This window comes from Pandoraea sputorum (assembly GCF_000814845.2).
Taxonomy (GTDB): domain Bacteria; phylum Pseudomonadota; class Gammaproteobacteria; order Burkholderiales; family Burkholderiaceae; genus Pandoraea; species Pandoraea sputorum.
In genome coordinates, this window is the sequence record NZ_CP010431.2 from 4,908,126 (window position 1) to 4,931,019 (window position 22,894).

Consider the following 22,894-nt stretch of genomic DNA (forward strand, 5'->3'; position numbering starts at 1 on the left):
GACACCCACGCCCCTCAGGCGCCCTGCGTCACTTGCCGCGGCCGGTCAGCGGACGAACTTTTTCCGCATCGTGATACGGCCATCGGCCGCCAACGGCAGCCTTTGGGCCGACTGTATCACGGAACGTCACGCCCGGTGACTAGCCGCTGTCCGAACACGCTGGCGTCAAGCGCACGCTCGCGCCACAGGGCCATCTCGGCGATCAGATCGGGCCGCGACTCGGGATAGGTGTCCGCCGCGAACTGGTGCAGCATGCCGCGCAGCGCTTTGACCGTCATGGCCAACGCCGCCGGACCACCCGGTTCCGCCGGGGGCGACGCCGCCAGCCGTTCGCCGGTGGCGGCCACTGCGGCCGCTAGTCGTGCCACCGGGGCAAGCCCGATGGCCGCAGAATACTGCGCCACTTGCGCGGCCACCGCAGGATCGTTCAGATTCGGGAGCGCCTCATCCGCCAGACTCAGGAACGTCTGGCAGACGTCTTGCCGAATCGCCAGCGGTCCGATGCGCAGCCAGTCACGCGAACTCGCGCCCGCGCCCTGCTTCTGGCCTGCCTGCGCCGCGTCGGCCAACGGCTCGGGCAGATGGCCGGGACGGCGCAATACGCCGAAATCGGCCAGCAGCGTGCCGAGCCAGCTATCGGGCGCCTGGGCATGCCAGGTCGCCAGCGCTTCGAGGAGATCGTGTCCGGGGACGAATTCCGATGCCGCTTTGGACGCACCCGCTGCCGACGCCGATGCCGTCGACGAGTCGACCGCACCGCCCTCAGCCGGTTCGGCCGGACGCGTCAGTTGCTTGCGCAGCGCCATGTTCATACGACCGATCTGCCGCTTGTCCGCCATGGAGAGCGGCGCACGGGCGAAGCGCAGCCAGGCTGCCGCCAGACGCCAGTAGTCGAGCGGTGCGGTCGCCCCGGCTCGGTGCAGATCAGCCGCGAGATCCGCCAGTTGCCCCAGCGCCGCCGTGGTATCGATGGTGTCGGCATCCGGGCGCAGCAGACGCAGGAGCACACGCTCGACGTCTGCGCGCAACGGGGCCGTGCCCGCGGGCAATCCATGCAGACGCGGCTGAGCAATCGCCCATCCCGCCATACGAAGCTCGCCCGGCGTAGGTGCGCCAGGCCAACTGTCGGGACTCGGGGATGCAGAAGACGCAGAAGCTGCGGAAGATGTCGAGGACGCCGACGCGACGGGTGGCGTCACCGCCCCCGCCTGCCAGATATCGCGTTCGAACTGCCGCAGCGCATTGCGTTGTGTGTCTTGACTGCCCGGCTCGCCATAGGCGGCCTCGGCAATCGCCTTCACGAGACGCTCGCCATGCAACGCCCAGTCGGCGTGACCGCTCGACTGAAGCAGCCGGTTCGCACGCCGTAACGGGCCGAGCGCCGCTGCCGGGCCGTTGGACCAGGCATCGGACGCTTCGGTCAGCGCTTGTGCAACTTCGGGCAGACGCCACAACGGCGCATCCCGTGCCTCACGCGTCTCTCGCGTCTCTCGCGCGGCGTTCGTTGCAACAGGGGCGACGGAATCGGAAGCTGATTGCGGCACTTCGGACGATCCGGACAATCCGGACGACTCAGGCATCACCATGGGCCATCTCCTGGCCGTTCGGCCTCAGATCTGCACCATCTCGAAGTCTTCCTTACGAGCGCCGCACTCCGGGCAGGTCCAGTTGATCGGCACGTCTTCCCAGCGCGTACCGGGCGCAATGCCCTCGTCGGGCAATCCTGCCTCTTCGTCGTAAATCCAGCCGCAAATGAGGCACATCCAGCTCTTGTATTCCATTCTTTCTTCAGCGACGAGCGTTCCGTTACAATGGCTTGTCAACCGCTTCGGGTCCCGTCGGCAGAGATGCCGGACGGTCTTGTGGGAACCCTGCCGGTGCACTGTCCGGCGGGCGCTGCCCACGGCGCTTTCGAGCGCTCCGAAACGGGCATTTAAGGCGTGATGGTACCAACGAACCCAAAGCCTGACCAGATCGCCGTCTATCCAGCCTCCATGCACACTGAATCTCCACCCATTCTCCTGACCTTCGGGCTTTCCGACCCCACTTCGGCCACCGGCGTGCAGGCCGACCTGCTCACCTTCGCCAGCATGGGCGGCTACGGCGTGTCGGTCCTCACCGGCTACTCCTCACAGGACTCGCGTTCGTGCGACGACGTGCAACCCATCGATCCCGACTGGATCGGCGATCAAGCCCGCATGTTGCTCGAAGACATGCCGGTCGCCGCCTTCAAGGTCGGCAGCGCGGTGAATGCCGATAACGTCGCCGCCATTGCCGAGATCGTGGCCGACTATGACGAAACACCCCTCGTCGTCGCGCCGGACTTCGGGCTGGCGGGCGAGCATCTGCTCTCGACCGACGAATTGCGAGAAGCCACCGCCAGCCTGCTCGTGCCGCAGGCAAGCGTGCTGGTCGTGAGTCCGCAGAGCGCCGTCGCGCTGGCGCAGACGATCACCGAGAACGAAAATCTGGCCCTCGACGAAGCGGTCTCGATCCTGCTGGAAAACGGCTGCGAGTTCGTACTGATCAGCGACGGCAACGCCCCGCAGTTCACGCATACGCTCTACAGCGATGGCGGTGTCGTCCGCGAAGACGCCTGGGACCGTCCGGCCCACAACGTTGCGGGCGCGATCGACACGCTCGCCGCCGCCGTGACCGCCATGCTCGCCAACGGCCTTGCCGTGCCGGAGGCCGTGCGCGAAGCGCAGGAGTATCTACAGCAGGTGCTCGAAAACGCGTTTCGCCCCGGCATGGGCCGCCACTTCCCCGATCGCTTCTTCTGGGCGCGTACCGAGGAAACCGAGCAGGACGATAGCGGCGCACAGGCTTAAGCAGCCTCCCCGGTCGGCAGGCATCAGACGTCGCGTCGGATTCGCTTGACGAACCGGTGTCCGGATAAAAAAACGCCCGCGATCGCTGCGGGCGTTTTTTCGTTGGCGTCGGGTTGGGGTGTCGCATCACCACAGTCCGTGGCGAAGGGCGACGACGGTTCAAGACGAGCGGCTCGCCCCGTCGGTCGGCACCGCCATCGCGTCCTGATCGGACTCGCCCTTCGGGCGTCCCCATGCGTCGATGACACGTTTGACGAACGGCTTCAGATCGTCGCCCTGCGCGCGCAACATGCGCACCAGCGACGCGTACTGTCCCTCGAAGATCAGCATGTTGTAGTTCTTCAGACGCTGAATGTCCTGCAGCGCCTCGTCGTCGCGCCCTGCCAGCGCCAGCAACACGATGTAGCGCTTGATCATCGTCGGCCCGGCACCCAGCGCCAGCGCTTCGCGATGGGCGGCCAGCTTTTCGTCGAGCTGATCGCGACTGAGATACAACGCGCCAGTCACAGCGTAATCGCCATAGGGCGCGAAGAATAGCGCCGGATCGGTGCGATACGTTTCGATCTTGCCCGCGCGATACGCCACCTCGACGCGCTGGTAATCGTGATACAGCCACGGAATCGCCACGCATGCGAACAGCACGATCACGCCATTGATGGCCCCCGTCGCCGTCGGCGACACGCTATCAATCGGCTTCGTCTCGCAGAATCCGAGCAGGAACAAGCCGGGCAGCAGGAAGAATGCATAGTGCTGCGGATACTCCAGCATCGCATGCATCGCCAGCATGCCGAGCAGGATGAATGCGAACGCAATCGGGGCCGACTTAAGGCCACGCACCGCACGCGCAAACCAAAACGCCAGCGGCAGCAACACCGCCAGCGTGCCGACAATGCCCGTCTTCGCCAGCAGATCGAGCAAGACGTTATGCGCGTTGTCTGCCATTTCGACCGGTCCGAGCTTGTCGACCAGCGCGAACTGCGCGTCGATGTAATTCGACCAGCCCGCACCGAAGAACCAGTGCTCGCGGAAGATCGCCAGTCCGTACTCCCACAGATTCAGTCGCCCGGCCACCTGCCCCGCCTGCTGCATGCGCGCCACGGCACTTCCGTCGAGTTGCAGCCCCCAGTTCACATTCGCCCAGCCGACGACCATCGTCATCAGCCCCAGCAACGGCAAAATGGCGGCGGGCACAAACCAGCGCATCGAACGCCGCATATTGCGCGTTTCTTCCACGCGCTCCACCCACACGAGCCACACCCCGAATGCGCACAACAACGCGAGTTGCAGCCAAGGCGCACGCGAGCCCGTCAGACAGATGCCGATGTCGAAAATCGCAAGGACGAGCAGCAACGTCCAGGCGGGCAGCTTTCGCTGATACCAAAGATAGAACGCCCCTGCGCTCGCCATCGACAGGTAGGTCGCCAGATGATTGGGCTGATACATGTTGCCGAACAGACGGCGTGCCGCTGTGACGGTGTACTTCGCCACGAGCCACGGCACATTCGCTTCCAGATGAAACGCCTGCACGACCTGTGTCCCCACGGCATACAACCCGCCCAGCGTGAGCGCCACCGCGCTCCAGCGCATGAGGACACCGCGCCACCCCAACTGCGCGAGCCAGTACCCGGTGTTGACCGCGACGATCATCGCAACCCCGTACAGCAATGCCGTCATCATCAACTGCGGCAGCTCGGTCGGCATCGTGGCGCGCTGCACCAGGACGACGGCGATAAACGCCAGTGGCATCCATGTGACGCGTGGCATGCGCAGCGCACGTCCGTCACGCTGCCAGACCGCCACCATCGACAACGCGCCGAGCAGCGCGAAAAGACAGAAGGTCAGCGCTTCCGAATAGAACGTCGAGATCGGATACGTGTGTTTGACGAGGTTGTAGGGCAACGCCCAGATCAGGGCGAGCGTAAGCCCGATCATCGAAAGAAGCAGAGGAGGAAACAAGATCGCCGCCGTGCAATGCACCGGTTGGAAGATGCGCAAGCATAACGAAAAAATGGCCACCCGAGGGCAGCCATTTCGTGTCTGACGCGCGTGATGACGCAGTCTTTAGCTCGACTTGGCCGTCGTTTCGCCACGGCACTCAGGCGGTGCCAGCTTGCCCGGCAATGTCGCGCCGCCCGGCGCGCCTGCGCGGCCCTGTGCATAGCACGTCCAGACGATCTGACCTTCCGGCGCCTTGCCGACGGACAGCGCCGCAGGCGTGCCCGATGCGCCCGCACTCGTCGGCACGAGCACGATCGCGCCATCGCCCGCGCGCTGCGTGTAGGCCACCGTGACGTTGCCACTCACGGAATCGATGCTCACACCGCTCACGTTGTCCGTCGGGCTCGGCGCCTGCCAGCCGCTGTTGAACGGTGCACCATGCATGGCGTTCTCGCTCACGAGCGCCTTGGCCGACGCCGCAGCGCCCAACCCTTCGACGACACGTGCGCGCACAAGATAATTCTGCAGATACGGAACCCCTGCCGTAACCAGTACGCCGATGATCGCCAGCACGATCATCAGTTCGATCAGGGTGAAACCCCGGGATTTGGCGAGACCGGTAGTCCGGTGGCCGAAACGACGCATTGTGTAACTCCCTGCAAAAGCAATGAAAACAAAAGGGACATCGGGGGGAAGTGGGCGGAGTATGACATAGCCCCCTCAGCGAATGCCCTGCCGCAGATCAAAATCGGCCCAAGCCTTATCGGTCTACGGAATCGTCCGATGCGAAGCCGGACGATTCATCCGACAAGACCCGCGGTCCCGGCAATGGACCCGATTATTTCGAAGAGGTTGCACGCATCTGACGTGCCTCGCTGCGTCGCTTGAGGACCAGCCCCACGATCAGGACGAACAGCGCACCGATGGCCGACGCCACGTAATGCGTGTATTTCGCCGCATCCCCCGGCAGGTGCAGTAGATGACCGACGCCCGGGTCCGAGACGATCAGACCGCCAGCGATCCATCCAAGCAACGCCGCCCCGGCCATCACGATGACCGGGAAACGATCGAGCGCCTTGAGCACCAGTTGCGAGCCCCAGACGATAAGCGGAATGCTCACGAGCAGACCGAAGATCACCAACGGCAATTGATGGTGGTCGGCCGCGCCTTCCGCAGCCCCGGCAATGGCGATCACGTTGTCGATGCTCATCACCAGATCGGCCACGATGATCGTCTTGACCGCCGTCCAGAGCTTGTCGGCCGGTTTGACGCTGTCGTGCGCGTCATGGTCGGGCACCAGCAGCTTGGTACCGATCCAGAGCAGCAACAACCCGCCAATGGCCTTCAGATACGGCACGGCAAGCAGCGTCACGGCAAATGCAATCAGAATCACGCGCAGGACGATTGCCCCGATCGTGCCCCAGACAATGCCTTGCAGCCGTTGCTTGGCCGGCAGATTGCGACAGGCGAGCGCGATCACCACAGCGTTATCGCCACCCAGCAGGATGTCGATCATGATGATCTGCAGCACGGCGGCCCAGTTCAGCTCGGCAAAAAACGCAAGCATGCGCGGAAATCCTCGGGGAACGTTTGAAACCAGTCAGACGGATGATGCCAATCACGGCACAAAGACAAAAGAGGGAGCCCGATGTTCCGGGCTCCCTCTTTCAAGACCCGACGCGCCGCCGCCGGTTCCGGCGACTGCAACGACTGGGTCGTTCGGCGGGAATTACAGCGCTGCCTTGAGCAGACGGCCCATTTCCGACGGGTTGCGGGTCACCTTGATGCCGCAGGCATCCATGATGGCCAGCTTGGCTTCGGCCGTATCGGCACCGCCCGAGATCAGCGCGCCGGCGTGGCCCATGCGCTTGCCCGGGGGCGCCGTGACGCCTGCGATGAAGCCGACGACCGGCTTCTTCATGTTGCCCTTGATCCACTCGGCGGCAGCGGCTTCGTCCGGACCACCGATTTCACCGATCATGATCACAGCGTCCGTTTCCGGATCGTCGTTGAACATTTGCATGACGTCGATGTGCTTCAGACCGTTGATCGGGTCGCCACCGATACCGACGGCGCTCGACTGGCCCAGACCCAGAGCGGTCAACTGGCCCACGGCTTCGTACGTCAGGGTGCCCGAGCGCGAGACCACGCCGATGCGACCCTTCTTGTGGATATGACCCGGCATGATGCCGATCTTCAGTTCGTCCGGCGTGATCACGCCCGGGCAGTTCGGTCCGAGCAGCAGGGTCTTGCGACCTTCGCGACGCATACGGTCCTTCACTTCGATCATGTCACGGACCGGAATGCCTTCCGTGATACAGATCGCCAGATCCAGGTCGGCTTCGACGGCTTCCCAGATGGCGGCAGCAGCGCCTGCGGGCGGCACGTAGATCACCGAAACGGTCGCGCCGGTCTGTTCCTTCGCGTCCTTCACCGAACCGTAGATCGGAATGCCTTCGAAGTCCTCGCCGGCCTTCTTCGGGTTCACGCCAGCGACGAACGCGTTCTTGCCGTTCGCGTATTCGCGGCACATACGGGTGTGGAACTGGCCGGTCTTGCCAGTAATACCTTGGGTGATGACCTTGGTATCTTTGTTGATCAGAATCGACATTGCTTGATTTCCTTCGTCCTGTTGCCTGACGGTGTGCGCTCAGCCTTTCGGGAGCGGCACGCCGCAATGGCTTCGACTGTTCTGGTTACTTGCCTGCGGCAGCCGCGACAACCTTCTGGGCAGCTTCTTCCATGCTGTCCGCAGAGATGATCGGCAGACCGGATTCGGCGAGCATCTTCTTGCCCAGGTCTTCGTTCGTGCCCTTCATGCGCACGACGAGCGGCACCTTGAGCGACACAGCCTTCGACGCCGTGATCACGCCTTCGGCGATCACGTCGCAACGCATGATGCCACCGAAGATGTTGACCAGAATGGCCGTCAGGTTCGGGTTCTTCAGCATGATCTTGAACGCTTCGGTCACCTTCTCTGCCGTGGCGCCACCGCCCACGTCCAGGAAGTTGGCCGGCTCGCCGCCGAACAGCTTGATGGTGTCCATCGTGGCCATGGCCAGACCGGCGCCGTTCACCAGGCAGCCGATGTTGCCGTCGAGCGAGATGTACGCCAGATCGAACTTCGAGGCTTCGACTTCAGCCGGATCTTCTTCGTCCAGATCGCGGTAAGCGACGATTTCCGGATGACGATACAGGGCGTTCGAGTCGAAGTTGAACTTGGCGTCCAGTGCCGTGACCGTGCCGTTCTTGCTCACGTTCAGCGGGTTGATTTCGGCCAGCGAAGCGTCCGTTTCCCAGAAGGCCTTGTACAGACCCTGCAGGATCGTGCGCGCTTGCGACACCGAACCTTCCGGCACGCTGATCTTCTTGGCGAAGTCGTCGGCTTGCGCGTCCGTCAGGCCAACCGACGGATCGATCACAACGTGGTGGATCAGTTCCGGGTGCTTTTCGGCGACTTCTTCAATGTCCATGCCGCCTTCGCTCGAACCCATCATCACGATCTTCTGCGTGACGCGGTCAACCACCAGGCTGACGTACAGTTCGTTGTTGATGTCGGCGCCTTCTTCGATCAGCAGGCGATTGACCTTCTGACCTTCCGGACCGGTCTGGTGCGTGACCAGTTGCATGCCGAGGATCTGGCTGGCGTATTCACGCACTTGCTCGATCGTCTTAGCAACCTTCACGCCGCCGCCCTTACCGCGACCGCCTGCGTGAATCTGGGCCTTGACCACCCAAACCGGACCGCCGAGTTCTTCGGCTGCCTTCACGGCCTCGTCCACGGAAAACGCCGGAATGCCGCGGGGCACCGCGACTCCGAATTTCCGGAGGATTTCCTTGCCTTGATACTCATGAATCTTCATGCGTGATTCCCTTCTTGCTGAGTTGGAAGTTTGGGTTCGAGCTTGCGAGTCGAGGCCTCATCGCGCACCGCTTCTGATGTGACGGGCGTCGTGGGCTCGTTCGCTCGATCGTTTGCGCGGCCGTTGAACCAGCGCGGGTAAAACCGGCGCACCGCCTCGCCATCAAACCGCAGGGCGTGACAATGTCCGAGTTGGAAAGGAGGTGCCGAATTCTCGGCATCGTTGGCCGCCGCCGTGTCGGGGGTATGAATCACCACGCCGGCAAACGCCTGAATCGCTGCCGTCGGCAGGACACTGCAAAGTTCTGTGAGATGGGTACAGCCCGCCGCGCCGCCGAGGCGCTCGCGGACCCCGCGGCGGAAGCCGTGCCGCAGGTTAAGACCGATCAATTGACGATATTCGGGGCCTATCTGATCGCAAATACCGGGATAAGGCACCCAGTCGGAGACGGCCTCGGCGTCATGCACTTCGAAATCTTCGTCGATCGTCAACCGCAGCCATAGCTCGTGGATCGGCGTGCCTTCCTTGCGAAGGCCCGTCGCCAATGCAAAATCCCGATCCTTGTGATCGGTAAGTCGGGCTTCGATGTCCCATAGGCCATCCTCGCGCGAATACGCTTCAACAGCGATCGTGCGACGGTGACGCAAGGTACGAGGGGCAGGCGCGGAGAGCGGCATGCGGAAGTGTGCAATGCATGAACGCAGAAAGATCTTGATTCTAGCATAGGCGACAGCGCCGTCTGCCGCAGCGCAGCAGAAGCCCGTCGCATAAGGCTGAATTACCCGACCCATCGGTCGGGTTATCAAAATTCCGAGTGACGGGCACGCATGGTGCGACGCCATATCGCGATAAGCGAGACACCACGCGTCACACGAGATTCATCGTCGTGTCACGCGAGCATTTACGCGGCTTGCGTGAAGGCGGGCGCGATGAACGATTCGTCAATGAATGCGCATGCATCCATAACAAAAGTGATGGTATCGGTATCAGACGTCGTCCAGAAACTCGTCCGCGCCCCGCACGATTTTGCTGATAACGGTACGCGAAAAACCGCGCGCCGCCAGAAAGCGCATCTGCTTGGCGCGCGCTTCGGGCGTGGTGGCGACTTCGCCGAACTTCTTTTGCCAGACGGTCCGGGCGCGCGCGAGTTCGGTCTCCCGCAATTGCTCGGAGATCGCAGCGACGGTTTCCGCGTCGACCTGATGCTGCTTGAGCTCGCCGACGATGCGCGACGTGCCCATGCGCGAGGCGCGCCGGTTCACCACACTTTCCGCGAATCGTTCGTTCGACAGCCATCGTTCCTGCTCAAGCGCGTCGAGCACGCGCTCGAGTGCTTCGGGGTCCTCGGCATCCGCGTAAGGCGTGAGCTTGCGACGCAGTTCCGCCCGACTGTATTCACGACGTGCCAGATAGGACAGCGCCCGTCCTTTCAGACTCAGCGTCGGTTTGCGAGACCGCTTGACCGCGACGGCCTCGTCGCCCGGCGGGGGCGGCGGCGCATTCGGATCACGGGGAGGACGTCGATTGATCATGAGTTCATCGTAGCGCTGCTATGCGCAGCAAGAATGCAAAACGGCAGCGCGACGCCGTAGGGCCTCGCGCTGCCGTTCCAACAACTCAGGCGCCAATCAAACGATCAGGCCTCGTCGTCTTCTTCGATCTCACCGGTTTCGTTGATCGCCGTCACACCCAGCGATGCACGGACCTTGTTCTCGATCTCGTGGGCGATTTCCGGATTTTCGCGCAGGAATTCCCGCGCGTTGTCCTTGCCCTGACCGATCTTCTCGCCGTTGTAGCTGTACCAGGCACCGGCCTTCTCGACGATCTTCGCGTTGACACCCAGATCGATGATTTCGCCTTCGCGCGAGATACCCTGACCGTAGAGAATGTCGAAAATCGCTTCGCGGAACGGCGGCGACACCTTGTTCTTGACGACCTTGACGCGGGTTTCGTTACCGACCACCTCGTCGCCCTTCTTGATCGAACCGATACGGCGGATGTCCAGACGCACCGACGAGTAGAACTTCAGTGCGTTACCGCCGGTCGTCGTTTCCGGGTTGCCGAACATGACGCCGATCTTCATACGAATCTGGTTGATGAAGATCACCGTGCAATTCGTGCGCTTGATGGTGCCGGTCAGCTTACGCAGCGCCTGCGACATCAGACGTGCCTGAAGACCCGGCAGCGAATCGCCCATCTCGCCTTCGATTTCAGCCTTCGGCACCAGTGCCGCAACCGAGTCGATGATGATGAGATCGATCGAGCCCGAGCGCACCAGTGCATCGGCGATCTCCAGCGCCTGTTCGCCCGTGTCCGGCTGCGAGATCAGCAGTTCCGGCACCGAGACGCCCAGCTTGTTGGCGTAACCGACGTCGAGGGCATGCTCTGCATCGATGAACGCGCAGGTGCCGCCGATCTTCTGCATTTCCGCCACGACTTGCAGCGTGAGCGTAGTCTTACCCGACGATTCCGGGCCGTAAATTTCGATCACACGGCCGCGCGGCAGGCCGCCGACGCCCAGCGCGATGTCCAGACCCAGCGAGCCCGTGGAGACGACCTGGATGTCCGCTTCGACCTCGCCGTCGCCGAGACGCATGATCGAGCCCTTGCCGAATTGCTTCTCGATCTGCGCGAGGGCGGCGGCGAGCGCCTTGCCTTTCTCGGCCGACAGATTGGCAGACCCTTTCTTGCTTTCTTCCATGAATCGTCCTTTGATATGATGAGCGAGACGGCTCGAGTGAGGCGTGACTGCCGGTACTGTATAAAAAACCAGTGCTCTTTGCAAGTGCCTGTTGTCCGAAAGCGCCGAAACGACAAAAAAAGCCGCGAACCACGCGCCGCAACATCACAGGAGACACACCCGTGCCGTCAGGCATTGGTGCCTACACAAGCCTATCACGCCCATGCGAATTCTCATCGCAGAGGATGACAGCATTCTGGCCGACGCCCTGACCCGCTCGCTGCGTCAGGGGGGCTACGCCGTCGATCACGTCAAAACGGGGCTCGAAGCCGATTCCGCGCTGTCCGCCCAGACATTCGACCTGCTGATTCTCGACCTCGGTCTGCCCCGCCTTCCCGGTCACGAAGTCCTGCGCCGCCTGCGCGCCCGCAATTCCCACTTGCCTGTTCTGATTCTGACCGCGTCCGACAGCGTCGACGCCCGCGTGAAGGGCCTCGATCTCGGCGCCGACGACTATATGGCCAAGCCGTTTGCCCTCGCCGAACTCGAAGCGCGCGTGCGGGCGTTGACGCGGCGCGGTGCAGGTGGCGGCTCGACGGTGATCCGTCACGGGCCACTGAGCTTCGATCAGGTCGGTCGCACCGCCTATATCAACGAGCAGATGCTCGATCTGTCCGCGCGCGAGCTCGAATTGCTCGAAGTGCTGCTGCTGCGCACGGGACGGCTCGTCTCCAAGGAACAGCTCGTCGACCATCTTTGCGGATGGGGCGAAGAGGTGAGCAACAACGCCATCGAGGTGTACATGCACCGGCTGCGTAAGAAGATCGAGCCGAGCGGCGTACGCATCGCCACGATCCGCGGGCTGGGATATTGTCTGGAGAAGCCGGCAGCGGCCCCCGCCAACGCGGCATGATCGGGCTCGTCCGATGCGTTTGAGCTTTCGTCACCCCCACCGCGCCACGCCTGCGTCGTCGGACAACGCGTCTCACGCCGATCCGGACGACCCGCGCCCCCCGTCGGTGGACGCCGCCGATCCCTTCGACCCTTACGCCGATCCCTTCGTACGTCCGGGCTTCGGCGCGCCACTGGAGCGCGAGGCCGAGCCGCCGCCGCGCTCGCTCTTCGGCGAGATCCTCGACTGGATGCTCGCGCCGTTGCTGCTGCTCTGGCCGATGAGCATTGCGGTGACGTACCTGGTCGCAAAATCGATTGCCGACGGCCCGTTCGACCGTGCGCTGGAGACCAATACTTACGTTCTCGCCCAGCAGGTTCACGCGGATCGCGGCCAGGTCACACTTACGCTGCCTATGCCCGCACGCGATCTGTTGCGCGCCGACGCGACCGACAACATCTACTATCAGGTGCTCGGCGCGAAGGGCGAACTCGTGGGCGGCACGGCAGAACTGCCGCTGCCGCATGAAGACGACCGCCCGCAACCCGGTGTGGTCCAGTTTCGCGACGAAACCGTGGGCGGCAACGACATTCGCGTTGCATTCACTTATGTCGATCTGCCGCGCATGCAGCCACCGGGCAGCATGGCGCTCGTACAGGTCGCGGAGACGCTCGACAAGCGCAGTCAGTTGGCCAACGAAATCATCAAGGGCGTGATCCTGCCGCAGTTCGTGATTCTGCCGCTGGCCATCGTACTCGTCTGGTTCGGTTTGTCGCGCGGCCTCGCGCCGCTGCATGCGCTGCAGGAGCACATTCGGGCACGGCGTCCCGATGATCTTTCGCCCCTTGAAGCGCGACAAGCACCGCCGGAAATCGCGCCCCTCGTCAATTCGCTGAACGATCTGCTCGGACGCCTCGAGCAGAACATGAAACTCCAGCAACGCTTCATTGCAGACGCTGCACACCAGCTCAAGACACCGCTCGCGGGCCTTCGCATGCAAGCTGAACTGGCGTTACGTCAGACGTCTCCCGACGAACTGCGCCGCTCGCTATCGCAAATCGCGATGAGCTCCGAACAGGCCGCGCGTCTCGTCAACCAGTTGCTAGCACTCGCGCGCGCCGAGAACAGTGCCAACGACGCCGCCGCCTTCACGCCGCTCAACCTCAGCCTGCTCGCACGTAGCGCCATGCAAGACTGGTTTCAGGCGGCCTTCGCCAAACGCATCGACCTCGGCTTCGAGGAGCCGCCGTTTCCGGTGCATTTGTCCGGACAGCCGGTGATGTTGCGCGAGTTGCTCAACAACCTCATCGACAATGCAATCCGCTATACGCCAGCCGGCGGCAAGGTGACCGTGCGTCTGCGTCACGAGGCGTCTGACGGCTTCGTGCATCTCGAAGTCGAAGACACGGGGCCGGGCATTCCTGCGTCGGAGCGACCACGCGTGTTCGAGCGCTTTTATCGCATTCTCGGCAGCGACAGCGACGGCAGCGGACTGGGTCTCGCGATCGTGCGCGAGATCGTGCAGATTCATCGTGGCGATGTGAGCGTGCTCGATCATGTCGATGCACAGCATCCCGAAGCAACCGGCACACTCATTCGGGTGACGTTACCGCTCGCCGAGGTGCCTATCGAAAACCCTCATGCGTGACGTAAATCCGCTAAATACGGCCAAATTTCGACCAAAGTCGAGGGTAAGTCCCTAGCTACGTAAGGTTCGAGTCAGTTTGGCGTCAGACGGCGGTAAGGTTGCCCTCCAATAATCAATTGCAGCGGCCCGGGTGCGTCCCAGGGGCGTGCTTACATTACAGGAGACAACCGCATGGCTACTACAACGGCAGCCACCACCCATGCGCCGATGACCAAAGAAGAACGCAAGGTCATCTTCGCTTCGTCGCTGGGCACGGTGTTCGAGTGGTACGACTTTTATCTGGCCGGTTCGCTGGCCGCATTCATCAGCCGTCACTTCTTCTCCGGGATCAACCCGACGGCGGCCTTCATCTTCACACTGCTGTCGTTTGCTGCGGGCTTCGCGGTGCGCCCGTTCGGCGCGATCGTGTTCGGTCGCATCGGTGACCTCGTCGGTCGTAAATACACGTTCCTCGTCACCATCACGCTGATGGGTCTGTCGACGCTGGTCGTCGGTCTGCTGCCGGGCTATGCGTCCTGGGGCATCGCTGCGCCGGTGATCTTCATCGCCATGCGTCTGCTGCAGGGTCTGGCCCTGGGCGGCGAATACGGCGGTGCTGCCACGTACGTTGCCGAGCACGCGCCGCATGGCCGTCGCGGCTTCTACACGTCGTGGATTCAGACGACCGCAACGCTGGGTCTCTTCCTCTCGCTGCTCGTGATTCTCGGCACCCGCATGGTGATGGGTGAAGAGGCCTTCGGCGACTGGGGCTGGCGCATTCCGTTCATCCTGTCGATCGTGCTGCTGCTCGTGTCGCTTTGGATTCGTATGCAACTGAGCGAATCGCCGGCATTCCAGCGCATGAAGGCCGAGGGCAAGGGATCGAAGGCGCCGCTCAAGGAATCGTTCGGTCAGTGGAAGAACCTGAAGATCGTGATTCTGGCGCTGGTCGGTTTGACCGCCGGTCAGGCAGTCGTGTGGTACACGGGCCAGTTCTACTCGCTGTTCTTCATGACGCAGGTGCTTAAGGTCGATGGCAACACCGCGAACATCATGGTCGCGCTGGGTCTGTTGATCGGCAGCCCGTTCTTCGTGTTCTTCGGTGCGCTGTCGGACAAGATCGGTCGCAAGCCGATCATCATGGCGGGCTGCCTGCTGGCCGCACTGCTGTACTTCCCGATCTTCAAGGCGCTCACGCACTACGCCAACCCGGCGCTCGAAGCTGCCACCGCACGTTCGCCGATCACGGTCATCGCCGATCCGAACGAGTGCTCGTTCCAGTTCAACCCGGTAGGCACGTCGAAGTTCACCACCTCGTGCGATATCGCGAAGAGCTACCTGTCACGCGCCGGTCTGAACTATCAGAACCAAGCCGCTCCGGCAGGCACGCTGGCCACGGTGAAGATTGGCGACAAGGTGATCTCGTCGGTCGACGGCAAGGCAGCGGATGCGAAGGACAAGACCAAGGCGTTCGAGACGGATATGTCGGCCACGCTCAAGGCTGACGGCTATCCGCCGAAGGCTGACCCGGCGCAGATGAACAAGCCGATGGTCGTGATCCTGCTGGCGATTCTGGTGATCTTCGTGACGATGGTGTACGGCCCGATCGCGGCGATGCTGGTAGAAATGTTCCCGACGCGCATTCGCTACACGTCGATGTCGTTGCCGTATCACATCGGTAACGGCTGGTTCGGGGGCTTCCTCCCGGCCACGGCCTTCGCCATCGTGGCCGCCAAGGGCGACATCTACTCCGGCCTCTGGTACCCGATCGTGATCGCGCTCATCACCTTCGTGATCGGCATGCTCTTCATCAAGGAGACGAAGGACGTCGACATCTACGCCAACGACTGATGGGGTAACCCGTCGGACAGGTAAGAAGGTAGATCTGTCATAACAATGCCGGGGCTTTCGAGTCCCGGCATTGTCGTTTGTTGGACGGGCCGGTCCCCGGGGCGCGACACCGCCCAGAAAGGCCGCCCGAACTATTTTCATAGCTTTCGCAAAATACCTGTTGACAGGCTATAGCCTTCGCCATATACTCTTTTTCCTACGGCGAATTAGCTCAGTCGGTTAGAGCGACGGAATCATAATCCGCAGGTCCGGGGTTCGAGTCCCTGATTCGCCACCAAATTTAAAAAGGCCATGAGAAATCATGGCCTTTTTTCTTTTCTGCTCGTGCAGCGTCACACAGCGGTCGATCAGCTTCGTACGGCACCCCGAAAGGCCGCCCCAAGTGCGGCCAGCGCACCGCGTGCCCGGCTGTCCTGCACGCGGGTATGCAGCACAATAGGCAGCCGCGGCAACGCCGGCAGCGCCAGTCTCGGCCCGACGTCCACCGCGCCAAACGGTACCATCCGCGGCGAAAGTGCCGCCACACCCAACCCGGCCATCACGGCCGCAGCCACCGCCATCACGCCTCCGCCAACGAAGACCTCCGTCCAGGGGATACCCGCTTCGTCGAGCAGTTGCTCTGCGACGGCGCGCACACCGCAAGGCTCCGCCATCGTGGCAAGCGGCAACGGCTCCCCTGCACGATGCTGCCAGCCGGGTGTCGCGAACCAGCCGAACTGCTCGTCGGTGACGACCTCCCCGTCGCTTCGCCCCACATGCATACGAACCAGCACCGTATCGAGTTCTCTCCGGTCGAAACGCTGGAGCAGATCCGCCGACGTTCCGATCCTGATCTCGATCAGAAGCTGGGGATCCTGCGCGTTCATCCGGGCAATCAACGCGGGCAGCTCCGGCCCCGCGACATGCTCGCTGATGCCAATGGTCAGACGCTGGCGCGCGCCCGCTACCGCAGCGACCGCCCGGTCGTGGGCGTCGATGAGTCTGCGCGCGTGATCGAGAAAGGTGGTGCCTTGCGCCGAAAGCTCGACGTAGCGGGGAGTGCGTTCGACCAGTCGAAAACCCAACCTGTCTTCAAGACGTTTCAGCTTCAGGCTGACCGCTGCCTGCGTCGTCCTCAACGCCTCGGCAGCACGCGTGAAGCTGCCAAGCTCCGCAATACGGATAAAGGCACGCACAGCCTCAAGATCAAGCGAACGCTCAGCCATTTCAAATCGTTATTATTGAAATAAGAACACATAGATTATCAGAATAGATACTATGGAGCGGGTCAACCACCGAGGAAACTCACGATGCCACTCGCTCACATTTCAATGCGTACGGGAAAGACCGAGGCTTACAGACAGGCCATATTCGATAGCGTTTATCGCGCGATGCGGGAAACCTTCACCGTGCCCGAAGACGACCAGTTCATGGCGCTGACCGAGCACGACGCGGCGAACTTCCGCTACGGGGCGACTTACCTCGACGTCGCGCGAAGCGATGACCTCGTGCTCATTCAGATCACCGCAAACAACACCCGCACGAAGGAACAGAAGAAGGCGTTGTTCCGGCGGATTGCCGAATTGCTCAGCGATAGCCCCGGCATCCGCCCCGAGGACGTGTTCGTGAATCTCGTCGAAGTCGAGAAAGAAAACTGGTCGCTGGGGCTGGGACTCTCGCAGTACGCGTGAGGCTGCCGGACGCAGCGACATGAAAAACCGGCGGCCCAATTCGGGCCGCCGACATCATCGCTGAGACCGACTTCGCTTTCGACCCGCGCCGCGCACCGATCAATCGAAGTCGAAGATCTCGAACAACGACTTTTTCTTGCGCGAACGGTCGTAGTGACGGCGGCGGTCGTCATGACCATGATGGGTGTTGCGGTGTCTGCCATCATCATCGCGCAGACCATCGTCATGGCGATACTCGCGGGACGCCCGATGCTCACGCGCGTCGTATGCGCCGCGTCCGAATCCGCCCTGCCCTCCCTGCCCGCCGCGGTCGTCCCGAATGGCCTGTGCAGACGCCACGGGAGCCTCGTCCGTGCGCTCGATCAGCTTGTCCAACTCGCCGCGATCGAGCCACACGCCGCGACACTTCGGGCAGTAATCGATCTCCACCCCCTGACGCTCCGTCATCAACAGATCCGGGGTACCGCATACAGGACACTTCATCGTTTCGCTCCGTTACTTAAAGGACAACGTCCTCAATGTACCGAGCGCGTCGCAACGGAAAAACCTACGTTTTCATTCATCAAAGTTCGAAAAAACCGAACACTCGACGCTTCCGCGTCAACGAAAAAGCGGTGCCGATTTGCACCGGCACCGCCATTTTTCACCATTCGGTGACGTATTGATTAGTGCAGCACGCGCGCCTTCTGCGCATCACGTCGCGCCTTGGCACGACGCGTCATCATGTTCAGCCCTTCGACGAAGGCCGAGAACGCCATCGCTGCGTAGATGTAACCCTTCGGGATGTGCGACCCGAAGCCCTCGGCGATCAGCGTCATACCGATCACCAGCAGGAAGCCCAGCGCCAGCATGACCACCGTCGGATTCGCCGCGATGAAGCGCGAGAGCGGACCGGCCATGAACAGCATCGCCGTCACGGCTGCGATCACAGCGATGAACATGATCGGAATGTGCTCGGTCATGCCCACTGCCGTCACGATGCTGTCGATGGAGAACACGAGGTCCAGCACCAGAATCTGCATGACAGCTGCGCGTGCGGTGATCGTCGCCAGCGTGCCCGATGCGTCGCCATTCGCTTCGTCTTCCGTTCCCGTTGCCACGTGGTGATGCATCTCCTTCGTCGCCTTCCACACGAGGAAGAGGCCACCAGCGATCAGGATCAGGTCACGCCACGAGAAGCCGTGGTCGAACAGTTCGAAGAGCGGCGTCGTCAGTTTTGCGATCCAGGCCACCGTACCGAGCAACGCCAGCCGCATGACCAGCGCCAGTGCGATCCCCATGCGCTGCGTCCGTGCGCGCATCGCCAACGGTAATTTGTTCGTCAGGATCGAGATGAAGATCAGGTTGTCGATGCCGAGCACGACCTCCATGACGACCAGCGTGACAAGCGCCGCCCACACCGCCGGGTCAGCCGCCAAAGCAAGTAGATAGTCCATATGTGCGCCAGAGTTTCCGTATGGTTTTCGGGATGACCGTCGCCGTCTGGCACCTGTCATCCCCTTTCGTCTCCCGCACTCAACGTAGGGCGCGGGCTCAGGACAGCATCATCGTCGAACTCATGCTTCGCAAAAACCAGCTATATACTTCACTTTAGTTCGGTTTTTCCGAAGTCTTATCCTTATGTTGAACTACCGCCATCTTTACTACTTCTGGGTGGTCGTCAAGGAAGGCGGCTTTGCCAGAGCCGCCGAGCGCCTCGACATGGCCGTCCAGACCATTAGCGCACAAGTCCGTGAGCTGGAAAAGTCGCTGGGTCACCAGTTACTCAAACCTGCCGGGCGCGGCGTCGCCATGACTGAGCCGGGACAGGCCGCTTTCCGACGTGCCGAGGAAATCTTCCGCCTCGGCCAGTCGATTCCCGACGAAGTCCGCGAAGCCGCGAGCGGCCGCGTGGCGCGCCTTGCGGTCGGTCTCGCCGACGGTATCTCGAAACTCGCGGCCCACGCCATTCTCGCACCGGTGCTCGACACGCCATCGCTGCGACTCGTATGCCATGAAGGCGAGCACGAGCAGTTGCTCGCCGAACTCGCCCTGCACAAGCTCGATCTGGTACTCGCCAGCCAACCCGCGCCGTACAACCCGACGTTGCGACTCGTGAGCGAGCGTCTGGTGGAGTCGCCCGTCGACTGGTACGGACCCGCGTCGCTCGTGCGCAACGTCTCGCGCGATACCTTCCCGCAATGCCTCGCGACCCTGCCCGTATTATTGCCGACGGGACACTCGGCCCTGCGCGCCCGCCTCGACCAGTGGTTCGAGACGCAGGGCATTCGTCCGAACATTGTGGGCGAGTTTGAAGACAGTGCGTTGATGGCCGTGTTCGCCACGCGCGGCATGGGCGTGTTCCCTCTGAGCGAGGCCGGGGCTGGCGATGTCTCGTTGCTGCGCGGACTGCGCTGGCTGGGCCGCCCGCAGGATGTCCACGAGGACATTCACGCGATTCGCTCGCGACGCGGCGAAGGACACCCACTCGTCACCCGCATCATCGAGGGCATGCGTGACACGACGACCGGGGTGACGTCCGGTTCTGATATAAGAAGGGCTGACGCGCCATCCGAGCCGTCGTCATCTGTGAGGAAACCTCATGTCCAGTCGTAGCGACCAGCGCAAGTTCTTCCACCTCATGCTGTTCGTCGTGACGATCGTGTTCGGGTGGATTCTGTTCCCGCTGTTCGGCGCGGTGTTCTGGGGGACGATTCTCGCCGTGCTGTTCCAGCCGGTGCAGCGTCGCATTCTGGCCCGCATGCGCGGACGTCCCAATCTCGCCGCCCTCACCACGCTAGCGCTGATTCTGCTCATCGTGATTCTGCCGCTCACGCTCGTCGTGGGCATGCTGACGCAGGAAATCAGCACGGCGCTCGTGCGCTTTCGCACCGATCTGCCGCAACTGACGGTGTCCTTCCAGCAATTGCTCGACCGCCTGCCCGCCAGCGTTCACCGGATCATGGATCTGGCCGGCGTGCAGGACGTCAACGCCATTCAGCAGAAGCTGGGCGACGGGGCCGCACAGATCGGGCGTCTGGTCGCGGTATACCTCGTGAGCATCGGACAGAACACCGCACAATTGCTGGTGAGCTTCGGCGTGATGCTCTATTTGCTCTTCTTCCTGTTGCGCGACGGAACCGCGCTCGGCGCGATGGTTCGACGCGCCCTACCGCTCGACGAGCGTCACAAGGCTCAACTGATCCGTCAATTCACGACCGTGGTCCGCGCGACCGTCAAAGGCAACATCGCCGTGGCGGTGGCGCAGGGCGTGCTCGGCGGTTTCATCTTCGCCGTGCTCGGGATTCAGGGCTATGTACTGGCGGCCGTGGTGATGGCCTTTCTGTCGCTGCTACCCGCCGTGGGTGCCGCCGTGGTGTGGGTGCCCGTGGGCATCTGGCTGTTACTCGCCGGGCAAGTCTGGAAGGCGGTGATCCTGTTCGCGTTCTGCGGCACCATCGTTAGCCTGGTCGACAACGTGCTGCGCCCGATCCTCGTTGGCAAGGACACCAAGCTGCCCGACTGGGTGGTGCTGATCTCCACCCTCGGCGGCATGTCGCTCTTCGGCCTGACGGGCTTTGTGATCGGGCCGCTCATCGCTGCGCTGTTCATCGCGAGCTGGAATATCTACACGCGTCTGCGCGACGACGATGAGCCGGCCGATGCAGGCTGATAGAGATCAGCGCTGCATGACTGCTGTATTACTGCTGCAAGATGCCGTCGACGTCCGTAGCGACTTGCGCCATCAGGCTGTCCCAGTCCCCGCGCGCGGGCTGCCGATACAACGAGACCGACGGATACCAGTCGCTGTCGCGTCGTGTCAGTTGCCAGCGCCAGTCCGGCGTGTAGTTCAGCAGCACCCACACCGGTTTGCCCAGCGCGCCGGCCAGATGCACCACCGCCGTGTCAGCGGCAATCACCAGATCCATTTGCGCAATGACGGCCGCCGTCTCCGCGAAGTCGCTAAGCTTCGCGCCGATATCGTGCACATTGCCGTGCGCGCTTCGGTAGCTCGCGAGTTCGGCACGCTCCTCGTCCGTGGCGTCGACCTGTAACGAATAGAACTGCGCCTTCGTGGCAAATAGCGGTGCCCAGTGCTTAAGCGCAATGTCCCGATGCGGTGGGAACGGACGCGTGCGCCACACGAAGCCAATACGTAACTTGTGTAGCTCACCTTCCGGCCTCACCCCGAGCGCGGAGCGCCAGACCATCTCGCGTCCGGCACTGGAACGTAGATAGGGCGAGTGCACCGCCACGTCCCCCCCGACCTTGAGCAGATGCGGAAGGCTGAGCAGCGGAAGTTGCCAGTCGAACGACGGCACCGGCATGTGCTCGCCGAGCACCGTCACGCCGCGCGCGAAGCCGCCCAACAGCGTGACCAGCGGTGCCTGTACCGAGAGCACCACCGTCGCGCCCATCGCCACCAGACGCGGCACGAAACGCACGAACTGCAACGTGTCGCCGAAGCCCTGTTCGCTGTAGACGAACACCGTCTTGCCCGCGAGCGGCGCTTTGCCGTCCCACAAACGATCGTTGAAACGCCGCTTCTGGCCACCGTCTTGCCAGCGCCATTCGTAGTCGTGCCAGCCGTGCTCGAAGTCGCCCAGCAGCAAATTGGTCTGCGCCCGGTTGGTCCGCGCACCCGCATGGTCCGGCGACAGCTTGACGGCATCGCGCAGGCACTGGAGCGCATCGGCGAAGGCATGCTGCTCGCGTAGCGCCACGCCCAGATTCACCAGCGGATCGGGCTGCTGCGGCGCGATGGCGTTGGCGAGACGGTAAGCGGCGATCTCTTCATCGAAGCGCCCCAGCGCACCGAGCGCACGGCCCCGGTTGAAATGCGCCTGCCACAGCGCGGGGGCTTTGGCCGAGGTGCGCTCGAACCAGGCGAGCGCACGCGCGTTGTCTCCCGCCCGCGCCCACGTCAGACCGACAGTGTGCATCGTGCCGATGACATCGGGCGATTGCTGCACCGTCGCTTCGAACAGCGCTTCGGCGCGCATCGGACGCCCGGCTTGCAGGCTGGCCATTGCGGCATCGAACGTTGCCTGCGCCCCCGGACGCGGCACGAGCGCGAGCAGACGGTCGAAAGCATCGGCCGCGCCCTCTAAAGCGCCGGTACGCAACGAGACATACGCGAGCCCTTCGAGCGCGGGAAGAAATTCGGGGGATTGTTTCAGAACTTGTCGTAACTCGGCGATCGCCTCGTCGAGCCGGCCGGCGGCACTGAGTTGTCGTGCACGCTCGCAACGCGCGTCTAATGGCGTCGTCATGCGGCGCATCCTTGCTTATCTTGGAATGGGAGGGAGACGGGTCGGCAAGCCACACGAACGCCGCAAGCGGGGAAACCGCCCGCAGCGACCGGCGCCGTGGCCCGAGCAAGCGGTGCACACTACACGACCGCACGGCGCGAAGCAAGCCGCGGGGATTGGTCTGCGCAACCTCTCATAAGTTCACAACTTAAACGTAACCAATTGTCGCGGTCTCCCTTGTGCGACCGGGTTCGGGCAGATGTATACGATATTGGGACATTGCGATAAACGCCTTTGACAACGCGTTTTTC

21 protein-coding genes and 1 tRNA gene are annotated in these 22,894 nt (G+C 62.6%); 8 read left to right on the forward strand and 14 right to left on the reverse strand.

All coding sequences use genetic code 11. From position 1 onward, the window contains the following. Nucleotides 1-116: 116 nt before the first annotated feature. Complete coding sequence (locus tag NA29_RS21665; RefSeq protein WP_039393069.1) at nucleotides 117-1,586, reverse strand: hypothetical protein; 1,470 nt, start codon at nucleotides 1,584-1,586, stop codon at nucleotides 117-119. 24 nt (nucleotides 1,587-1,610) lie between these two features. Beyond that, nucleotides 1,611-1,781 (reverse strand): rubredoxin, encoded by a 171-nt coding sequence (locus NA29_RS21670; RefSeq protein WP_006400971.1) that lies wholly within the window; start codon nucleotides 1,779-1,781, stop codon nucleotides 1,611-1,613. A gap of 213 nt (nucleotides 1,782-1,994) precedes the next feature. On the opposite strand from NA29_RS21670, the gene thiD reads away from it, so the two are divergent. Next, nucleotides 1,995-2,831, forward strand: coding sequence for a bifunctional hydroxymethylpyrimidine kinase/phosphomethylpyrimidine kinase (thiD, locus tag NA29_RS21675; protein WP_039401376.1), 837 nt, complete (start codon nucleotides 1,995-1,997; stop codon nucleotides 2,829-2,831). A 159-nt stretch (nucleotides 2,832-2,990) separates the two neighbouring features. Here the strand turns inward: thiD and NA29_RS21680 are convergent, their stop codons facing one another. The 8 genes from NA29_RS21680 to recA form a co-directional block, all read right to left on the reverse strand. Beyond that, on the reverse strand, nucleotides 2,991-4,787 hold the full coding sequence (locus tag NA29_RS21680; RefSeq protein WP_150777657.1) for an O-antigen ligase family protein: 1,797 nt from the start codon (nucleotides 4,785-4,787) through the stop codon (nucleotides 2,991-2,993). A 105-nt stretch (nucleotides 4,788-4,892) separates the two neighbouring features. Beyond that, nucleotides 4,893-5,414, reverse strand: a complete 522-nt coding sequence (locus NA29_RS21685) for a pilin (protein WP_039393070.1) — start codon at nucleotides 5,412-5,414, stop codon at nucleotides 4,893-4,895. A 193-nt stretch (nucleotides 5,415-5,607) separates the two neighbouring features. Beyond that, nucleotides 5,608-6,336 carry a TerC family protein gene (locus NA29_RS21690; RefSeq protein WP_039393072.1) on the reverse strand — a complete coding sequence of 243 codons (729 nt, stop codon included), beginning with the start codon at nucleotides 6,334-6,336 and terminating at the stop codon, nucleotides 5,608-5,610. A 162-nt stretch (nucleotides 6,337-6,498) separates the two neighbouring features. Then, nucleotides 6,499-7,380 carry a succinate--CoA ligase subunit alpha gene (gene sucD / locus NA29_RS21695; RefSeq protein WP_039393073.1) on the reverse strand — a complete coding sequence of 294 codons (882 nt, stop codon included), beginning with the start codon at nucleotides 7,378-7,380 and terminating at the stop codon, nucleotides 6,499-6,501. 85 nt (nucleotides 7,381-7,465) lie between these two features. Continuing rightward, nucleotides 7,466-8,632: an ADP-forming succinate--CoA ligase subunit beta gene (gene sucC, locus NA29_RS21700; RefSeq protein ID WP_039393074.1), complete on the reverse strand. Its 1,167-nt coding sequence runs from the start codon at nucleotides 8,630-8,632 to the stop codon at nucleotides 7,466-7,468. After that, on the reverse strand, nucleotides 8,629-9,309 hold the full coding sequence (locus tag NA29_RS21705) for a DUF2889 domain-containing protein (protein ID WP_039401380.1): 681 nt from the start codon (nucleotides 9,307-9,309) through the stop codon (nucleotides 8,629-8,631). Before NA29_RS21705 ends, sucC begins: the two co-directional genes overlap by 4 nt. A 309-nt stretch (nucleotides 9,310-9,618) precedes the next feature. Beyond that, entirely contained in the window at nucleotides 9,619-10,164 is a 546-nt protein-coding gene (gene recX, locus NA29_RS21710; protein ID WP_039393075.1) for a recombination regulator RecX, read from the reverse strand. Nucleotides 10,165-10,268: 104 nt separating this feature from the next. Continuing rightward, complete coding sequence (recA, locus tag NA29_RS21715; RefSeq protein ID WP_039393076.1) at nucleotides 10,269-11,333, reverse strand: recombinase RecA; 1,065 nt, start codon at nucleotides 11,331-11,333, stop codon at nucleotides 10,269-10,271. A 202-nt stretch (nucleotides 11,334-11,535) separates the two neighbouring features. On the opposite strand from recA, the gene NA29_RS21720 reads away from it, so the two are divergent. From NA29_RS21720 to NA29_RS21735, 4 genes are all read left to right on the forward strand, one after another. Beyond that, nucleotides 11,536-12,225 carry a response regulator transcription factor gene (locus NA29_RS21720; protein WP_039393077.1) on the forward strand — a complete coding sequence of 230 codons (690 nt, stop codon included), beginning with the start codon at nucleotides 11,536-11,538 and terminating at the stop codon, nucleotides 12,223-12,225. Nucleotides 12,226-12,238: 13 nt separating this feature from the next. Continuing rightward, the gene (locus NA29_RS21725; protein ID WP_039393078.1) at nucleotides 12,239-13,852 is read left to right on the forward strand and encodes a sensor histidine kinase; all 1,614 of its coding nucleotides are present in this window, start codon (nucleotides 12,239-12,241) and stop codon (nucleotides 13,850-13,852) included. Nucleotides 13,853-14,023: 171 nt separating this feature from the next. Next, nucleotides 14,024-15,682 (forward strand): MFS transporter, encoded by a 1,659-nt coding sequence (locus NA29_RS21730; RefSeq protein WP_039393079.1) that lies wholly within the window; start codon nucleotides 14,024-14,026, stop codon nucleotides 15,680-15,682. Nucleotides 15,683-15,882: 200 nt separating this feature from the next. Next, nucleotides 15,883-15,959, forward strand: a tRNA-Met gene (locus NA29_RS21735). A gap of 70 nt (nucleotides 15,960-16,029) precedes the next feature. On the opposite strand, the gene NA29_RS21740 is transcribed toward NA29_RS21735, so the two are convergent. Beyond that, nucleotides 16,030-16,887, reverse strand: coding sequence for a LysR family transcriptional regulator (locus NA29_RS21740; RefSeq protein ID WP_039393080.1), 858 nt, complete (start codon nucleotides 16,885-16,887; stop codon nucleotides 16,030-16,032). A gap of 84 nt (nucleotides 16,888-16,971) precedes the next feature. Between NA29_RS21740 and NA29_RS21745 the strand changes: the two genes are divergently transcribed. Continuing rightward, the gene (locus NA29_RS21745; protein WP_039393081.1) at nucleotides 16,972-17,352 is read left to right on the forward strand and encodes a tautomerase family protein; all 381 of its coding nucleotides are present in this window, start codon (nucleotides 16,972-16,974) and stop codon (nucleotides 17,350-17,352) included. Nucleotides 17,353-17,451: 99 nt separating this feature from the next. On the opposite strand, the gene NA29_RS21750 is transcribed toward NA29_RS21745, so the two are convergent. Further along, nucleotides 17,452-17,835 (reverse strand): TFIIB-type zinc ribbon-containing protein, encoded by a 384-nt coding sequence (locus NA29_RS21750; RefSeq protein WP_039393082.1) that lies wholly within the window; start codon nucleotides 17,833-17,835, stop codon nucleotides 17,452-17,454. Between the two features lie 182 nt (nucleotides 17,836-18,017). Beyond that, nucleotides 18,018-18,788, reverse strand: coding sequence for a TerC family protein (locus tag NA29_RS21755; protein WP_039393084.1), 771 nt, complete (start codon nucleotides 18,786-18,788; stop codon nucleotides 18,018-18,020). Between the two features lie 184 nt (nucleotides 18,789-18,972). On the opposite strand from NA29_RS21755, the gene NA29_RS21760 reads away from it, so the two are divergent. Both NA29_RS21760 and NA29_RS21765 read left to right on the forward strand, forming a co-directional pair. Further along, nucleotides 18,973-19,947, forward strand: a complete 975-nt coding sequence (locus tag NA29_RS21760) for a LysR substrate-binding domain-containing protein (protein WP_039393086.1) — start codon at nucleotides 18,973-18,975, stop codon at nucleotides 19,945-19,947. Continuing rightward, nucleotides 19,934-21,004: an AI-2E family transporter gene (locus NA29_RS21765; RefSeq protein WP_039393088.1), complete on the forward strand. Its 1,071-nt coding sequence runs from the start codon at nucleotides 19,934-19,936 to the stop codon at nucleotides 21,002-21,004. Before NA29_RS21760 ends, NA29_RS21765 begins: the two co-directional genes overlap by 14 nt. Nucleotides 21,005-21,032: 28 nt before the next feature. Here NA29_RS21765 and NA29_RS21770 read toward each other — a convergent pair whose 3' ends face one another. Next, nucleotides 21,033-22,604, reverse strand: coding sequence for a tetratricopeptide repeat protein (locus NA29_RS21770; RefSeq protein WP_039401382.1), 1,572 nt, complete (start codon nucleotides 22,602-22,604; stop codon nucleotides 21,033-21,035). Nucleotides 22,605-22,894 lie beyond the last annotated feature (290 nt).

What these genes read in the sequence shown, in the direction of transcription:
- NA29_RS21750 (WP_039393082.1), bottom strand. Translation starts at nt 17,835, where the DNA reads ATGAAGTGTCCTGTATGCGGTACCCCGGATCTGTTGATGACGGAGCGT.
- NA29_RS21740 (WP_039393080.1), bottom strand. Translation starts at nt 16,887, where the DNA reads ATGGCTGAGCGTTCGCTTGATCTTGAGGCTGTGCGTGCCTTTATCCGT.
- thiD (WP_039401376.1), top strand. Translation starts at nt 1,995, where the DNA reads ATGCACACTGAATCTCCACCCATTCTCCTGACCTTCGGGCTTTCCGAC.
- NA29_RS21745 (WP_039393081.1), top strand. Translation starts at nt 16,972, where the DNA reads ATGCCACTCGCTCACATTTCAATGCGTACGGGAAAGACCGAGGCTTAC.
- NA29_RS21705 (WP_039401380.1), bottom strand. Translation starts at nt 9,309, where the DNA reads ATGCCGCTCTCCGCGCCTGCCCCTCGTACCTTGCGTCACCGTCGCACG.
- NA29_RS21665 (WP_039393069.1), bottom strand. Translation starts at nt 1,586, where the DNA reads ATGGTGATGCCTGAGTCGTCCGGATTGTCCGGATCGTCCGAAGTGCCG.
- recA (WP_039393076.1), bottom strand. Translation starts at nt 11,333, where the DNA reads ATGGAAGAAAGCAAGAAAGGGTCTGCCAATCTGTCGGCCGAGAAAGGC.
- recX (WP_039393075.1), bottom strand. Translation starts at nt 10,164, where the DNA reads ATGATCAATCGACGTCCTCCCCGTGATCCGAATGCGCCGCCGCCCCCG.
- NA29_RS21765 (WP_039393088.1), top strand. Translation starts at nt 19,934, where the DNA reads ATGTCCAGTCGTAGCGACCAGCGCAAGTTCTTCCACCTCATGCTGTTC.
- NA29_RS21725 (WP_039393078.1), top strand. Translation starts at nt 12,239, where the DNA reads ATGCGTTTGAGCTTTCGTCACCCCCACCGCGCCACGCCTGCGTCGTCG.
- NA29_RS21690 (WP_039393072.1), bottom strand. Translation starts at nt 6,336, where the DNA reads ATGCTTGCGTTTTTTGCCGAGCTGAACTGGGCCGCCGTGCTGCAGATC.
- NA29_RS21755 (WP_039393084.1), bottom strand. Translation starts at nt 18,788, where the DNA reads ATGGACTATCTACTTGCTTTGGCGGCTGACCCGGCGGTGTGGGCGGCG.
- NA29_RS21670 (WP_006400971.1), bottom strand. Translation starts at nt 1,781, where the DNA reads ATGGAATACAAGAGCTGGATGTGCCTCATTTGCGGCTGGATTTACGAC.
- NA29_RS21685 (WP_039393070.1), bottom strand. Translation starts at nt 5,414, where the DNA reads ATGCGTCGTTTCGGCCACCGGACTACCGGTCTCGCCAAATCCCGGGGT.
- NA29_RS21760 (WP_039393086.1), top strand. Translation starts at nt 18,973, where the DNA reads ATGTTGAACTACCGCCATCTTTACTACTTCTGGGTGGTCGTCAAGGAA.
- sucD (WP_039393073.1), bottom strand. Translation starts at nt 7,380, where the DNA reads ATGTCGATTCTGATCAACAAAGATACCAAGGTCATCACCCAAGGTATT.
- NA29_RS21730 (WP_039393079.1), top strand. Translation starts at nt 14,024, where the DNA reads ATGGCTACTACAACGGCAGCCACCACCCATGCGCCGATGACCAAAGAA.
- NA29_RS21770 (WP_039401382.1), bottom strand. Translation starts at nt 22,604, where the DNA reads ATGACGACGCCATTAGACGCGCGTTGCGAGCGTGCACGACAACTCAGT.
- sucC (WP_039393074.1), bottom strand. Translation starts at nt 8,632, where the DNA reads ATGAAGATTCATGAGTATCAAGGCAAGGAAATCCTCCGGAAATTCGGA.
- NA29_RS21720 (WP_039393077.1), top strand. Translation starts at nt 11,536, where the DNA reads ATGCGAATTCTCATCGCAGAGGATGACAGCATTCTGGCCGACGCCCTG.